This window comes from Stenotrophomonas sp. OVS01A (genome assembly GCF_019969775.1).
GTDB lineage: Bacteria > Pseudomonadota > Gammaproteobacteria > Xanthomonadales > Xanthomonadaceae > Stenotrophomonas > Stenotrophomonas indicatrix.
The window spans coordinates 96320-112038 of record NZ_JAHXYV010000007.1 but is presented as its reverse complement, the minus strand read 5'-3'; the positions used below and the strand labels follow the sequence as shown (position 1 = coordinate 112038).

The 15719-nt window shown below is 67.0% G+C and carries 8 protein-coding genes; 2 read left to right on the top strand and 6 right to left on the bottom strand.

What is annotated here, in order from left to right; translation table 11 throughout:
* Window positions 1-400: 400 nt before the first annotated feature.
* Window positions 401-2794 carry an autotransporter outer membrane beta-barrel domain-containing protein gene (locus tag LC407_RS18800; protein WP_223483399.1) on the bottom strand — a complete coding sequence of 798 codons (2394 nt, stop codon included), beginning with the start codon at window positions 2792-2794 and terminating at the stop codon, window positions 401-403.
* Window positions 2795-3183: 389 nt separating this feature from the next.
* Window positions 3184-5592 (bottom strand): autotransporter outer membrane beta-barrel domain-containing protein, encoded by a 2409-nt coding sequence (locus LC407_RS18795; RefSeq protein WP_223483398.1) that lies wholly within the window; start codon window positions 5590-5592, stop codon window positions 3184-3186.
* A gap of 471 nt (window positions 5593-6063) precedes the next feature.
* Between LC407_RS18795 and LC407_RS18790 the strand changes: the two genes are divergently transcribed.
* Entirely contained in the window at window positions 6064-9219 is a 3156-nt protein-coding gene (locus tag LC407_RS18790; RefSeq protein ID WP_223483397.1) for an autotransporter outer membrane beta-barrel domain-containing protein, read from the top strand.
* A gap of 166 nt (window positions 9220-9385) precedes the next feature.
* Window positions 9386-11407 (top strand): acyltransferase family protein, encoded by a 2022-nt coding sequence (locus LC407_RS18785; protein ID WP_223483396.1) that lies wholly within the window; start codon window positions 9386-9388, stop codon window positions 11405-11407.
* Between the two features lie 97 nt (window positions 11408-11504).
* Here LC407_RS18785 and LC407_RS18780 read toward each other — a convergent pair whose 3' ends face one another.
* The 4 genes from LC407_RS18780 to LC407_RS18765 all read right to left on the bottom strand — a co-directional run bounded on the left by LC407_RS18780 (window position 11505) and on the right by LC407_RS18765 (window position 15696).
* Window positions 11505-12890, bottom strand: coding sequence for an FAD-linked oxidase C-terminal domain-containing protein (locus tag LC407_RS18780; RefSeq protein WP_223483395.1), 1386 nt, complete (start codon window positions 12888-12890; stop codon window positions 11505-11507).
* Complete coding sequence (locus LC407_RS18775; protein ID WP_223483394.1) at window positions 12887-13531, bottom strand: metal-dependent hydrolase; 645 nt, start codon at window positions 13529-13531, stop codon at window positions 12887-12889. Before LC407_RS18775 ends, LC407_RS18780 begins: the two co-directional genes overlap by 4 nt.
* Before the next feature lie 85 nt (window positions 13532-13616).
* Window positions 13617-13985, bottom strand: coding sequence for a YraN family protein (locus tag LC407_RS18770; RefSeq protein ID WP_223483393.1), 369 nt, complete (start codon window positions 13983-13985; stop codon window positions 13617-13619).
* Window positions 13975-15696, bottom strand: a complete 1722-nt coding sequence (locus LC407_RS18765) for a penicillin-binding protein activator (RefSeq protein ID WP_223483392.1) — start codon at window positions 15694-15696, stop codon at window positions 13975-13977. Before LC407_RS18765 ends, LC407_RS18770 begins: the two co-directional genes overlap by 11 nt.
* Window positions 15697-15719: the final 23 nt, after the last annotated feature.

Below are 15719 nucleotides of genomic sequence, written 5' to 3'. Positions count from 1 at the left end.
TGGTTGCAATACCGGGGACAAGTGTGAAACGCCGGCGGGCACGAGGCCCCCACGCACCGCCCGCCATAGGGCACGGACGGATTGCCTGCCGACGCCGCTCAACAAGGAAAGAGCGACGCCGACAGGCAAGCGTAAACAACACACTCATCCAACGGGATTGCAAGCCCGTGCCACCCGTTGTCGGTGGCGCGCCATGATGTGCATGCAGGTGCTGCTATACCAATCAGAAAAGTTTCAATTTCGAAAACATTGCAGACGCATATCGAACGCGCTGCGCGAAGCCGAGCACGCCTGCGCGTGCCAGTTGCGACATTTGTTGTGGCGCCGAGCGCGTGCTCGGCGCTACAGAAAGCAGAAACCAGAACGGCGCCGGATCTCTCCGGCGCCGTTCGTGCTTACATCACCACTTGTAGGCAACGCTCAGGTTCGCCGTCGCTTCGCGGTAGCCATGGTCACCGCGCATCACCCCGAACCCGCCCCACGCACTGAAGCCGGAACGGAATTCCACGCGCGCACCCGCGCTCAGTTCATAGCGGTTGCGCGGGATGCCGGCCTTCAGCACTTCGTCGTCGAAGGCGATGCCATTGCCGGCACCATCGCGGTACCAGTTGGCCGCCAGATACGGGCTGACCGAGGCACCGGCTGCAGAGCGCGATTCACCCTGCAGGCGCAGGCCAGCACGACCGGACAGGCCGCTGTTGCCCGCTGCGCGCACCACGGTGCCGTTGGTTTCGGTATGCACGTCGGTCTTTGCGTCGGTGTAGACCAGCTGCAGTTCCGGCTGCAGGCTCAGCGCGGTAGTGCCGATCTGGCCGATGCCGAAGCGGTAACCGGCTTCCACGGACGACTGCCAGATATCCGAGTCGTAGCGCTCCTCGGCCAGGCCTTCGCCCTGCACGCGGTTACGGAACTGGCCGCGCTGCACGCTGGCGTCCACATACAGCGCATCGGTGCTCCAGTTGCCGTACACACCCAGCGCGCCACCTTCCACCTTGCCGCGTGCGCTGAAACCAGTCACGTCCGAACGCGAGGTGGCGTTGGACTGCGCAACGGTACCCATCACACCCATGCGGCCACGACCGTTGTCGAACACACCCACGTCCGCGCCCAGTTGCAGGCGCGAGCGATCCACACGCAGGTCGAGCTGGTCTTCCACCGCACCGAGCTTGCTCTGCGTGGCGTCCACCCGGGCCCAGCCACGGATGCCATCCGCCGCAGCGGCGCCGCCCTGGCGGTCGCGCCAGGTGTGGCGCAGCATCTGGTCCAGCGCGAACTGGTTGGCCAGGTAGGCACCGGTTTCCGGGCGCAGTACCGGCGGCGGCGGATCCACCGGATCCACCGGATCGATGGGCTTGCACTCGGGCAGGGTCGGGTCGGCCAGGCACGGGTCCGGCGCGCCGCCCAGTTCCGAACGCAGGTACCAGTTGCCGTTGGCGTCCTTCACCAGGAAGTACTCGTATTGCCCGCCCACGGCGCGGCCGACCAGGTCGAACTGCGCGTTCGACGCACCACCGATGTCGATCAGCTCGATGCCGCGGTCGGTCTTGGCGCCAGCGCCGCCGGCATTGAGCACGCGCACGTTGGCCTGGCCATTGGCATCGCCGTTGATGACCAGCTTGTCGGTCAGCGAGCTGTCATCACCCAGGTGGGTGTTGAACAGCAGGGTGCCGCCCGTGCCATCGAAGCTGTCGACGGTAAGGGTGTTGAACGTGCTGGCATTGCCCAGTGCCACGGTGCCGGTGTTGCCTAGCGCGAGGTGGCCGACGTTGCTGTCGCCGGTCATCAGCCAGGTGCTGTCGCTGTCGATGCTGGCGCTGGTGACATTGATGAAACGGCCATCGATCTGTGCCTTGTTACGCAGGGTGACGTCCAGGCTGCCATCGACCGTGGCGGCGTCGAAGCTGACATTGCCCGCAAGCCGCGCATCATCCACGTTGAACGTTACGTGGCTGGCACCGGGTGTGGCACTGCCGCTGCGGGAATCGACCTGCAGCAGATTGCCGTTGCCGCCGTGAAGCTTGGCGCCATTGCTGACGTTGATGACGAAGTCCGCAGGCTGATCGGCCGCCACACGGATGGCGGCGCTGCGGCCAGACGAGATCGTAGAACCATCAACCACCAGCTGCAGGGTGTCCGGCGTGAATCGTGTGCCGAACATCAGTACGCCAATGTTGGCCGCGTCGATGCGCGATCCGTTGACGATACTTACCGTGCCATTCTCCATGCGCACGCCCAGCCCACTGCCAATGTCGATGCCGGCCGCGGTGTCTTCCACGCGCATGTAGGTGGAGTCGATGAGGGCCGATGCACCAGGCAGCGGCGCACTGGCCGGCGTGCTACCCATCGAGAGGCCCACGCTGTGTACCGCCGTGGGTGACAGACCATCTGCGGCGGTCACCAGCACGCGATTTCCGTACATGCGCGACTCTGAGTTTCCGCTGACGAGGACGCCACCGCCGCGGAGCGTGATGCCCTCGGACTGGAACGAGGCCCTGCCGAAAAGTTCCACGGCGTAGTTATAGCTGCCGCTGCGGGTGATCGTGCTGCCGCGATAGGCGGTGACGAAGGAGTCGACGGCCCTGATGGTCTGCGTCTCAGCATCCTCCAGCACTTCTAGAACTGCATCGTTCTTCAGCGTCCAATCCTCAACGGCATCGCCCGGTCGCACTTTGGCGTAGGTGCCGTCCAGCTCACCTGCAAACGCCGTCGCTGCAGGGGCCAGGGCCAGTGCGGCCAGCAGGCCATGGACCAGCGGCAGCAGCTTGGGTTGGGAAATGCTGTAGCGATGACGCATGGGTAGATCCTTATGGCAGAAGTGGATTGCAGGACGCGCTTGACGCGGGCATCGGCGGAGGCGGCGATTCAGTTCTGCATCGTGCGCAAGTGCGTCTGCACCGATTTCGCTCATCCCTTCGTTCACGTAAGCGGCCTTTTCGGCCTGTTCATGTGAAGCGGCTGTATGAGTTGAATTTGCCAGTCCATGTCTAGATCGGCACGAATTCTGGGCGGCACGCTGGCCTCAGCCCATGCAATTTGTTGTAAAGGCCGGATCAGGCTGCTGATCGGGTTGGCCACTGTTCATCACAGGCGACGCGGGCCCCAGGAGCTGCGGTGCAAAAGATCTGCTCGGCGCTACAGAAAGCAGAACGGCGCCGGATCTCTCCGGCGCCGTTCGTGTTTACATCACCACTTGTAGGCGACGCTCAGGTTCGCCGTCGCTTCGCGGTAGCCACTGTCACCGCGCATCACCCCGAACCCGCCCCAGGCACTGAAGCCGGAACGGAATTCCACGCGCGCGCCCGCGCTCAGTTCATAGCGGTTGCGCGGGATGCCGGCCTTCAGCACTTCGTCGTCGAAGGCGATGCCATTGCCGGCACTATCGCGGTACCAGTTGGCCGCCAGATACGGGCTGACCGAGGCACCCGCCGCCGAGTGGCCTTCACCCTGCAGGCGCAGGCCAGCACGACCGGACAGGCCGCTGTTGCCCGCTGCGCGCACCACGGTGCCGTTGGTTTCGGTATGCACGTCAGTCTTTGCATCGGTGTAGACCAGCTGCAGTTCCGGCTGAAGGCTCAGCGCGGTAGTGCCGATCTGGCCGATGCCGAAGCGGTAACCGGCTTCCACGGACGACTGCCAGATATCCGAGTCGTAGCGCTCCTCGGCCAGGCCTTCGCCCTGCACGCGGTTGCGGAACTGGCCGCGCTGCACGCTGGCGTCCACATACAGCGCATCGGTGCTCCAGTTGCCGTACACACCCAGCGCGCCACCTTCCACCTTGCCGCGTGCGCTGTAGCCGGTCACGTCCGAACGCGAGGTGGCGCTGCTGCGTGCAGCGGTACCCATTACGCCGATGCGGCCACGGCCGTCATCGAACACGCCGATGTCCGCACCCAGTTGCAGGCGCGAGCGGTCCACGCGCAGGTCGAGCTGGTCATCCACCGCGCCGAGCTTGCTCTGCGTGGCATCCACCCGGGCCCAGCCGCGGACGCCATCGCTGGCGGCAGTGCTTCCGCCCTGACGGTCACGCCAGCCATGGCGCAGCATCTGGTCCAGCGCGAACTGGTTGGCCAGGTAGGCACCGGCTTCCGGGCGCAACACCGGCGGCGGCGGCTCGATCGGGTCCACCGGGTCCACTGGGTCCACTGGGTCGATCGGCGTGCACTCCGGCAGGGTCGGATCGACCACGCACGGATCCGGGCCGGCGCCGGTCTGCGAACGCAGGTACCAGTTGCCGTTGGTGTCCTTCACCAGGAAGTACTCGTACTGCCCACCCACGGCGCGGCCGACCAGGTCGAACTGTGCATTGGACGCACCACTGATGTCGATCAGCTCGATGCCGCGGTCGGTCTTGGCGCCAGCGCCGCCGGCATTGAGCACGCGCACGTTGGCCTGGCCGTTGGCATCGCCTTTGATGACCAGCTTGTCGGTCAGCGAGGTGTCGTCACCCAGCTGGGTGTTGAACAGCAGGGTGCCGCCGTTGCCGGTGAATTCATCCACAGTGAGCGTGTTGAAGCTGCTGCCGCTGCCCAGTGCAACGGTGCCACCGGCACCCAGGGTGAGCGCACCGACGTTGCTGTCGCCGGTCATCAGCCAGGTGCTGTCGCTGTCGATGCTGGCGCTGGTGACATTGATGAAACGGCCATCGATCTGCGCCTTGTTGCGCAGGGCGACGTCCAGGCTGCCATCGACCGTGGCGGCGTCGAAGCTGACATTGCCCGCAAGCCGCGCGTCATCCACGTTGAACGTTACGTGGCTGGCACCGGGTGTGGCACTGCCGCTGCGGGAATCGACCTGCAGCAGATTGCCGTTGCCGCCGTGAAGCTGGGCGCCATTGCTGACGTTGATGACGAAGTCCGCAGGCTGATCGGCCGCCACACGGATGGCGGCGCTGCGGCCAGACGAGATCGTAGAACCATCAACCACCAGCTGCAGGGTGTCCGGCGTGTATATCGTGCCCATCATCAGCACGCCCACGTTGTCCGCGTCGATGCGCGATCCGTTGATGATGCTTACCTTGCCGTTCTGCATGCGCACGCCCAGCCCACTGGCAATGTCGCTGCCGGCGGCGGTGTCTTCCACGCGCATGTAGGTGGAGTTGATGATGGCCGATGCACCGGGCAGCGGCGCGCCGGCCGGCGTGCCACCCATCGCGAGGCCGATGCTTAGTGATTCAGTAGGTGACAGCCCATCTGCAGCGGTCACCAGCACACGATTTCCGATCATGTGCGCCGATGACTCTCCGCTGACGAGGACGCCACCGCCGCGGAGCGTGCTTCCCTCGGACTGGAACTGGGCCCTGCCGTAAAGTGCCACGGCGTGCTGATTGCTGCCGCTGCGGCTGATCGTGGCGTGGAAGGCGTCGACTCCGGAGCTAACGGCCGTGATGGACTGCGTCTCACCATCCTGCACGATCAGATACGCCCCGTTCTTCAGCGTCCACTCCTCAACGGCATCTCCTGGTTGCACGCGGGCGAAACCCCCGTCCAGCTCAGCTGCAAACGCCGTCGCTGCAGGGGCCAAGGCCAGTGCAGCCAGCAGGCCATGGACCAGCGGCAACAGTTTGGGTTGGGAAATGCTGTGGCGAAGACGCATGGGTAGATCCTTATGGCAGAAGTGGATTGCAGGCCCCGCTTGACGCGGGCATCGGCGGAGGCGGCGATTCAGTTCTGCATCGTGCGCAAGTGCGTCTGCACAGATTTCGCTAATCCCTTCGTTCACGTAGCAGCTTCTACGGCCTGTTCATGTGAAACGGGTGTGATGAGCTGAATTCGCCGGTCCATGTCTTGATCGGCACGAATTCTGGGCGGGACGCTGGCCTCAGCCCATGCAATTTGTTGTAAAGGCCGGATCAGGCTGCTGACCGGGTTGGCCACTGTTCATCGCAGGCGGCACGGGCACGAGGAGCTGCGGTGCAGCAGATCTGCAAACTATTCGATGGGCGCCATTGCCCCCCGTCCCTAAGGTGGTGGCCCTTCCATCGGAGCCACCTGCATGCGTCCCGCACTTCCCCGCCGCCATCTGCTCGCCATAGCGCTCTCCGCCATGCTGGTTCCGTCTGTCGCTATGGCACAGCAGGTAATCGCTGATGGTGACGAACAGGTTCCGGCCGCAGGCGACTACCACACCACTGACCCGGTCGTGCCCGGCAATCCCGCCGGCCATGCGTTCCTTGCACTCAACGGCGGCAGCATCATTCCCGCCGGCGAGGTAAACCTGCGCACCGAAGGCAATGCTGCCGCCGCTGCAATGGTGCAGGGTGCGGACAGCCTGATCCGCTTGCACGGGGGCACCATCACCACGCTGGGCAGCGGTGCCGCCGGTGTATCGGTGGTGGATGGCGGCCGGGTCGACCTGAGCGGCACGCAGATCGAGACCCAGGGGCGGTCTTCAGCAGGTATGGCAGTTTCGCGGGCAAGCGCATCCGCAAGCGGTGTTGGCATAGTCACCCATGGCGCGGGCAGCCATGGCGTGCAGGTGAGCGACGGCGACCTTGCGTTGCGTGACAGTCATCTGCAGATCAATGGCGATGCCAATGCCATCCATGCACAGGGCAGCACCGTGGTGGCCGAGAACGTACGTATCGAACAGAACGGGGCGGGATATGCGTTATGGCTGGCCATGGGCTCGGACGCCATGCTGCGCAACGTCCAGATTACCGGTGATGCGGGGGGGGCGCATGCTGTGTTGGTTCCATTGGGCAGCAGGGCGGTGTTTGAAGACCTGCGGATCGACCTGGGTCATGCCCGATCCGGCTCAGGATTGGATGTGGGCGGCGATGTGGAGGTGCACGGCGGCTCCATCCACGCGCGTGGCGATCATGCCAGCGCGATCAGCTTCTCGACGGGAGGCGGCGGGAAGCTGCTGCTGGATGGTGTTGATCTGTACGGACATTTCGGTATCAGCATGACCGAGGGGTCTGAACTGACCCTGCGCAACAGCCAGTTGCTCAGTGAGAGCAAAGGCATCGACATCAACCAGCGTGATGGCAAAGCCACTGTGGTTGGATCGGTCATCACCGCGCGTAATGGCATAGGTGTGCAACTGATGATTGACGGTGAACTGGAGATTGAAGGTTCACAGATCACCGCTGAAGGTGACCGCTGGCAGGCAGTGGCGCTGTACGGGGGAACGACGCGGATCGCGTCCAGCCGGCTGCGTACGCAAGGCCTCAATGGTCATGGCCTGTATGCCCAGGGTGGCCCCGGGGCTCGCCCGGTAGCGACTGCCAGCGCGACCGACATCCTGACCGAAGGCGCCGGCGCCATCGGTGCCATTGCGCGCCTGGGCGGCACCGTGCATCTGGCCGACAGCGTGGTGCGCACTACCGGCGTCAACTCGCACGGTGTGCTGTCCGGTGGCACCGGCGAGATGACGCTGACCAACACCCACGTTCGCACCGAAGGCGAAGGCGCGTGGGCCGCAGTGATCAATGACAACGGCCGCATGAGTATCGACGGCGGCTCGCTGGTCAGTGCACAGCATGGCGGTGTGTGGCTGCGCAGCAGCCGTGACCCTGGACTGACCTTGACCAGCGGTGCGCTGGTGTCTGGCGGCAATGGCATTGCACTGGCGCTGGATGCGGCTGTGGCGGGGCGCTTCGATGTGCTGCTGGAAGGGCGCTCGCAGATGCTGGGCGACATCGTGATTACCCCGGAGGACGAGGATGCCGGCCTGGTGCCACAGTCGGACGTGCACGTGCGCTTGGCCGATGGTTCACTGTGGCAGGGTTCGTCCGATCTTGTGCAGACGATGGCGATCGAAAGCGGCAGCCAGTGGACGCTGGTCGGTGACGCCACGGTGGGGGAACTGCAGGTGCTCAACAGCGGGCTGGCGTTGTCCGACGGCAGCGGCCGCTTCAACACGCTCACCGTAGACGGCGACCTGCACAGCGAAGGTGCGTCCTTCCTGTTCCAGGGCGCACTGGCGGGCGATGACAGCGCGATCGATCGCCTGCATGTGCGAGGGGATACCTCGGGTGATGCAAGCATCGTGGTCAACAACATCGGCGGAGTGGGCGCACCTACGGTGGACGGCATCCAGCTGATCGAAGTGGACGGAGCATCACTGGCGCGCTACGCGCTGGCCGGCCGCGCGGTGGGAGGTTCGTACGAGTACTTCCTGTTCCATGGCGGTCTTGCCGATCCTTCCGACGGCAACTGGTACCTGCGTTCGCAGTGGTTTGATGTGTGCCAGGACGATCCGGCGGCGCCGGGCTGTGCGGTGGATCCGGGCCCGGGCCCGGACCCGGGTGAGGGCGGGGACGGGGGCGAGGGCGTGGGGCCGGTGGACCCGATCCGGCCGCCGCCGGTGCTGCGCCCGGAGGCTGGTGCCTATCTGGCTAACCAGTCGGCGGCCATCAGCATGTTTGCCCACCGCATGCATGAGCGCACCGGCGCCATTGGCAGCGAGCGCACTGCGTGGGCGCGCGCAGGCCGCAGCAATGCAGATTTCACCGCGGTGGGTGGTCAGCTGTCGGTGGATGGCAATACGTCGGTACTGCAGATCGGCAGTGATCTGTTGCGTCGGGGAAACGCGGCCTTTGGCGTGATGCTGGGCAGTGGCCGCACCGACAACCGCGTCGTTTCGGATCTGACCGGCTACACCGCTACCGGCCGCGTGCGTGGCACTGCGCTGGGTGTTTATGGCACCTGGTTGCAGGATGGCGAGGGCACTCACGGCGCCTATGTGGATGCGAACGTGCAGTACGGTCGTTTCGACAACCGGGTGCAGGGCATCGGCCTGGAGCCGGAGCAGTACGATTCGCGCACCACCAGCGCATCGCTGGAAGCCGGTTACACCTTCAACGTCTGGCAGGGGGCGTCGAGCCAGCTGTACCTTCAGCCGCAGCTGCAATTGTCGTACGCGGAGTTCCGCGCCGATCGTCATGTCGAGCACAACGGCACGGTGATCGATCGTGCCGATGCCGGCGGACTGAACGGACGCGTGGGCGTGCGCGTGTTCGGTGGCGGCACTGCGGCGGGCAGCGTGGTGCAGCCCTACCTGGGCGTGAACTGGCTGCGTGGCAGCGGCACCAGCGCGTTGCAGTTCAACGGTGACACGCTGGGCGCGGATGTGCCGCGCAACCGATACGAAGTGCAGGCCGGTGCCGAGCTGAAGCTGGGCCAGCGCTGGGGTGCATGGGGCGGCCTGAGCGTGCAGCGCGGTGACCACGGTTACCGCAACGTGGGCGGCCAGGTGGGCCTGCGCATGGCCTGGTAAACAACGACGCCAGGGCCGACGCCGGGGTCAGAGCCCATTGCATGGCAATGGGCTCTGACCCCAAGCGATCTGACTGCAGAACAGCCGAGCATGGCTCGGCTCTACAACTGCGGCGAGCAGGGACGGGACATGAACAATGTCCACGTCTGTCGCGATTGTCCATTGAATGACTGCGCAAGCGCTGGCCATGCTGCCCGATCGCTCGCTGACGGTCGCCCGCATGCTTCACCCCGAACGCTCCCACAACGCTGCCATCGATGGCCTGCGTGCACTGGCCGTGCTGGCCGTCATCGTCTTCCATGCGAATGCGGCGTGGCTTTCCGGTGGTTTCACCGGTGTGGACCTGTTCTTCGTGGTCTCCGGCTTCGTGATCAGCCAATCGCTGGCTGCGCGTGCAGGCATGCCACTGGGCGCGCTGCTGCTCGATTTCTACCGGCGTCGCGTGCTGCGTCTGTTGCCGGCGCTGCTGGTGATGCTGATGGCCACCTTCGTGCTGTCGGCGCTGTTCATTCCCCGCGCCTGGCGCAACGAGCAGTTCGACCAGACCGGCTGGGCGGCGCTGGTGGGTTTCAGCAACGTGGTACTGGCCGGCCAGCAGGATGACTACTTCTCGCCCGGCGCGGAACTCAATCCGTTCCTGCACACCTGGACACTGGGCGTGGAGGAGCAGTTCTACCTGGTGTTCCCGCTGCTGTTCTTCGTGTGGTTGCGCGGCCACGACCGCTGGCCGTGGTCGCGTGTGCTGTTGCCGGCGCTCACGGTGCTGTCGCTGGCGTGGGCGGGCTGGCAGGCGCAGGCCGCCCCGGCGGCGGCGTTCTACCTGCTGCCGTCGCGCTTCTGGGAACTGGCGGCCGGTGCGCTGTTGTACCAGTGGATGAGCACGCGCGGTCCCGGCAAGCGCGGGGATGCGCTCGCACTGCCCGGCCTGGCCCTGCTGCTGGCGGGCGTACTTGTCGCGCCGCAACTGGCGATGCCGGTGCCGGGTGTGTTGGCCACGGTGGTTGGCACCCTGCTGCTGTTGGCGGCGGTAGCCGGGCATGGCCAATCGCGCGTCGGCCGCGCCTTGGGCTGGGCACCGCTGTCGTACCTGGGGCGCCTGTCGTATTCGCTGTACCTGTGGCATTGGCCACTGCTGGTGCTGCTGCGCTGGACCTACGGGCTGCAGGGCGCTGCGCTGTGGCTGTATCCGGTGCTGCTGCTGGCCGTGTCGGCCGCGTCCTATCATTACGTTGAACGTCCGCTGCGCAGCGCCCTGCCGCTGTTGCGGCTGGCGCCGGCGAAGGTGCTGGCGATGGCGCTGCCTGTGGTGGCGCTGTGCGGCGCCGGTGCCTGGGCGACGGTGGAGTACCACGAGCAGATCTCGCTCAGCGTCACCCGTGATGGCTACGCATGGCAGGCGCGTCGCTACCCGGCGTGGCGACCGCTGGAGCCGGTGGGCGCACCGGCGCTTGAAGGGCGACGCCTGTTTGTTGTGGGCGACTCGCATGCGGCGGCCTACCGCACGATGACCAGCATGGTTGCGCGACAGACCGGGATGGAGATCCGCCAGGAGGATCGCGGCGGCTGCAGCTTCGTCAATCTGCTGCGGGCCAGCCCGGCCGACTGCCAGGACTTCATCGAGGACAGCCTGTCGGCCATCGAACGCGACGCGCGCCCGGGTGACATCGTGTTGCTGGCGGCGCTGCGCATGCCGGAGCTGCGAGGGTTCGATTGGCAGCAACAGGACGCACTGCAGATTTATCGGCAGTTGCTGGCCGAGCGCACGCCCACGCATGCGCAGGCGGCACGCGAAGAAGCCGAGCGTGTGCTGGGCCGGCTGCAGCGGTTGGGCGTGCACGTGGTCATCGATGCACCGCTGCCGCTGTTCAAGGCCGGGGCCTATCGCTGCTCGGACTGGTTCAACCGTAGCAATCCGGCGTGCGCCGGTGGCTTGAGCATGTCGCGCGCGAATCTGAAGATGCTGCGTGCACCGCAGATGGCGCTGCTGGCCGAGCTGGCCGCGCGTTACCCGTCATTGACCGTGTGGGATCCGCTGCCGCTGCTGTGCGGGCCGGATACCTGCTCGGCGGTGCAGGACGGTGAACCGCTGTTCTTCGACAACGATCACCTGAGCGGCCATGGCAACCGCGTGCTGTTGCCCAGCTTCCGGCAGACCCTGAACGATATTGCGGGCGACAATCCACTGTAGCGCCGGGCCCGCGCTTGGCTGCTCTCCGTTCCGCTCGCGCAAGCCCGCGCGGAACGCGGCGAGCCGAGCATGGCTCGGCTCAACAGTTGTCCGCGGCCTATGCCGGCGGCAGCACCTTGCCCGGGTTGAGGATGCCATCCGGATCCAGCGCGGCCTTGATCGCGCGCATCGCCGCCAGCGTTTCCGCGGTGAACGCCTTCGCCATGAAATCACGCTTGGCCAGGCCGATGCCGTGTTCGCCCGACAGCGTGCCACCCAGCGCCAGCGTCAGTTCGAAGATCTTCGGCAGCGCGGCATGCGCGCGTGCGTTCTCGTCTGCATCGTCCGGGTGGTACAGGATGTTGACGTGCAGGTTGCCGTTGCCGGCATGGCCGAAGGTGACGATGGTCAGCGAATAGTCGCGGGCCAGTACCTGCACGCCGGCCACCAGATCGGGGATGCGCGATACCGGTACCACTACGTCTTCGTTGATCTTGCCCGGGGCGACGCTGCGCAGCGCCGGCGACAAGGCCTTGCGTGCGGCCCACAGCTGGTCGCGCGCGCGGCCTTCCATTGCCACGTCCAGTGCGATCATGCCGTCACCTTCGGCGGCGGTCGCCAATGCCTGTAGCAGATAGGGCAGGGTGTCGTGGTCGCCATCGGCCTCGACCAGCAACATCGCGCCCGCCTCGGGTACGTCGGCACCATTAAGGCGCAGCAGCTCCAGGCTGCGTGCGTCCATGAATTCCAAGCGCGTGGGAACGACCGGCTGCGACATCAGCCGCGAGACGGCAGCGGCGGCCGCGTCGGCATCGCGATACAGCACGCGCAGCCCGGCCTGGCTGACCGGCAGCGGGGTCAGCTTCAGCGTGGCTTCCACGATCAGCGCCAGCGTGCCTTCGCTGCCGACCAGCAGGTGGGTGAGGTCATAGCCGGTGGCGTCCTTGGTGTAGGCACCGCCGCAGCGGATCACCTCGCCGGTACCTGTCACTGCTACCAGGCCCAGCACGTTGTCGCGGCTGGTGCCGTACTTCACCGCGCGCGGACCACCGGCATTGCAGGCCAGGTTGCCGCCGATGCTGCAGATCTCGGCGCTGGAGGGGTCCGGTGCCCAGAACAGGCCGTGCGGTGCCAGTGCCTGCTGCAGCGTTCCGTTGAGCACGCCCGGCTGCACCACGGCGCAGCGGTCACCGGCGCGGATCTCGAGGATGCGGTCCATGCGGGTGAACGACAGCACGATGCTGCCGGGCACTGGCACGGCGGCGCCGGTGGTGCCGGTGCCCGCACCGCGCGCGACCAGGGCCACGCCATGCGCGCGGCAGGCACGCACCAGCGCCTGCACCTGTTCGATGTCGGCCGGCAGTGCCACCGCAGCCGGGCGCTGGTGGCGCCACGAGTTGTCCTGCGCGTTCGCCTCCAGTGCGCCGTCATCCATGCGCCAGCCGTCGCTGCCCAGCAGCGCGGACAGTTCGGCAACCAATGCGGAGGGCAGGGCAGTACTCATGACAGGTCTCGTGGGGCAGCGGGGGCGGGGTGAATCAGTTTCCAGGCGATGACAGCGCCGGCCAGCGGCAGCCACACCCAGCGCAGTTCCGACAGCAGGGTGGCCAGGCCGCGCGCGCTGAAGAACTGCGGCGCGAACGGCGACACGCGGATCGGCCGCCAGGGTGCGAAGAAGCGGTGTTCGCTCCAGGGCCAGGCCAGCGCAACGCCAAGGCCGCCGGAGGTCAACGCATCCAGCAATGGATGGCTGGCGGCGCAGACGAACACGAACGCCGCCGCTTGTACGGTAGATGCCAAGGTTGGCTTTGCCGTGGTAGGTGCCAACCTTGGTTGGCACAGCACCGCCAACCAAGGTTGGCGACTACCGGAGCTGAGCGGCGCCGACCCAAGTCGGCGGCTACCAAAGAACGCCAACACCGCCGCCAACACGGCGAGCACCAGGGCGAACAGCAGCGAGTGGCTGGCCCCGCGATGGCCGAACGCATCGGCGTAGGGAATGTGCAGGGCAAACGCGAGTACATCGGCGTCGGGCAGCATCGCCGCGATCACGCCCGCGCCCAGCAGGCGCGGCGGAATGCGGCCGCGATCAGCAGCGCACCACAACGCCAGTGGCACCGCCGCGTGGGTGATGATCGACGGCATCAGTCACGCACCGTGGTAGTGCCGGCCGCTGGCCGGCAATGGGTCCGACGGGTAGTGCCGGCCGCTGGCCGGCAATGGGGAGCCATCAGCAATCATCCAACCGGAACGCATCGCGCAGCCAGTGCAGCTGCGGTGGTTCGCCCGTAGCTTCAACCACGTCGAAGCGGCAGGGCGCATCGGCCACGGCGGGGTGTTCCTGCAGGTACAGCTGTGCCGCGTGGATCAGGCGCCGGCATTTGCGCGGATCGACCGAGGCCGCGCCGCCACCGAAGTCCTGTCGCGCGCGGTAGCGCACTTCCACGAACACCACGGTGCCGGCGTCCTCCATCACCAGGTCCAGTTCACCGCCGCGATAACGCACGTTGCGTGCGCGCGGCCGCAACCCGGCCTGCTGCAGATGCTGCTCGGCGGCGGCTTCCACCGCCGAGCCACGTTGCAGGTGCTCAGCGACCACCGGCGATCGGCATCGGCCGGCCACCGCTGAAGGTCGACCATGCCGGCTGGCGCAGGATGTTGCCGTTGCTGTCCAGGTACAGCGTGCCGGTGGCGCCGTCCAGGCCGCCTTCGGTGGCCAGCTTGTCCAGGTAGGCGCTGATCTTCCACGCATCGGCGCCGAAGGCGAACAGGCGGCTGGCGGCGCCGCGCGCGCTGGGCAGGGTCTGCGCGACCTGGGCAGCGGACGGCACGCCGGACACGCTGCGCACGTTCCAGGCTTCGTTCGGGTAGATGATGCCGTCCAGCGCCACGTCTTCTTCGACCTTGCCACTGCCGGTGGTCAGCTGCGAGGTACCCACGCGGGTGGCGCCACCGGCACCGGCCAGCGCCAGCTGCGGGGCCAGCAGGCGGGCCTGCGGTGCACGTACGGCCAGGAACACGGCATCGACCGCGCCGGCGTTGCGCACCTGCGCGCTGACATCCCCCACGGTTTCGCTGATGGCGATGGTGGCGGCGACGCTGCCGCCGCGCTGGGCGAAGCGCTGGGCGAAGGCGGCAGCGGCGCGGCGGCCGGTGTCGTCGCTGCTGTTGATCACCAGGGCCTTGCTGCGCTCGCGGCCACGCATGTATTCGGCGGCGACGATGCCGTCGTCCTCCGGTGCCAGCGAGAAACCGGCGCTGCCAGCGGGCGGTGCATCCTTGCCGCGGTTCAGGCCGAGCACCGGCACCGGCAGCTGCTGGCGGCCGTACACGGCATCCACCTCGTCGCGGCCGAGCGGGCCGACCACAAAGTCGGCGCCGGACGCCACGGCCTTGTCATACGCGGCCAGCGCACCGGCCGGGGTACCGGCGGTGTCGAAGAAGTTGACCTCCGGACGACGGCGGGTTTCACCGTAGTAGGCGCTGAGCAGGCCATCGCGCACCGGCTGTGCGGCAGTGGCCAGGCGGCCGCTGAGCGGCAGCAGCACGGCCAGCTTGGCCGGCGGGCGGTAGCCATCGCTCATCGCCGGCGGGCGCTTGCTGGTGTCGAACTGGGCAGCGCCATCGCGATCGAACGGGCGCGGCAGCGGCAGGCCACGGGCGATCAGTGCACGGCCTGCAAAGTTGTACAGCGGGTCATTGGCCGGCAAGGCGGCGGCGCGGCTGCGCAGGGTGGCATCGTCGAGGGTGCCGAGCAGGCCGGAGATGGCGGCCTGGTTCTCGCTGCGCGCGGTGCCGGTCAGGCCTGCATGCGCACGGGCGCGTTCGGTGGCGGCGCCAAAGGCATCGCCGGTGGCCTGCAGGGCACTGGCGCGGGCCAGCGACCAGCGCGTGCGCAGGCTCGGGTGCACGCTGTCGGCATGATCCTTCAGCAGGGCCAGTGCCTGCGCCGGCTGCTTGTCGGCCAGCGCCAGCTCGGCGCTGGCCAGCTGGTAACGCTGCAGGCTGGCGCCGGTCAGCTGGCGGGCGGTCACCTGGCCCAGCAGGCTGCGCGCGCGTGCGCTGTCGCCGGCCAGGTGCCAGGCCCAGGCCGCATCGGCCAGTGCGTTGCTGCGGGCGCCGCCACGCAGGGTCGCGGCCAGCGCTTCCAGTTGCAGGGCGGCGTCGCGCGGCTTGCCTTGTTCAATCAGCGCCAGCGCCTGGCTCTGGGCCGGCGATTCGGGCGTGCTGACGAGGCTGGTGGTGGCACAACCGGCCAGCAGCATCAACGACAGCGACAGGGCAGAGATGCGTGCGGCGGGCTTGTTCATGATCGGGTCCATGCGATGAGGGC

What these genes read in the sequence shown, in the direction of transcription:
- LC407_RS18800 (WP_223483399.1), bottom strand. Translation starts at nt 2,794, where the DNA reads ATGCGTCATCGCTACAGCATTTCCCAACCCAAGCTGCTGCCGCTGGTC.
- LC407_RS18795 (WP_223483398.1), bottom strand. Translation starts at nt 5,592, where the DNA reads ATGCGTCTTCGCCACAGCATTTCCCAACCCAAACTGTTGCCGCTGGTC.
- LC407_RS18790 (WP_223483397.1), top strand. Translation starts at nt 6,064, where the DNA reads ATGGCACAGCAGGTAATCGCTGATGGTGACGAACAGGTTCCGGCCGCA.
- LC407_RS18785 (WP_223483396.1), top strand. Translation starts at nt 9,386, where the DNA reads ATGACTGCGCAAGCGCTGGCCATGCTGCCCGATCGCTCGCTGACGGTC.
- LC407_RS18780 (WP_223483395.1), bottom strand. Translation starts at nt 12,890, where the DNA reads ATGAGTACTGCCCTGCCCTCCGCATTGGTTGCCGAACTGTCCGCGCTG.
- LC407_RS18775 (WP_223483394.1), bottom strand. Translation starts at nt 13,531, where the DNA reads ATGCCGTCGATCATCACCCACGCGGCGGTGCCACTGGCGTTGTGGTGC.
- LC407_RS18765 (WP_223483392.1), bottom strand. Translation starts at nt 15,696, where the DNA reads ATGAACAAGCCCGCCGCACGCATCTCTGCCCTGTCGCTGTCGTTGATG.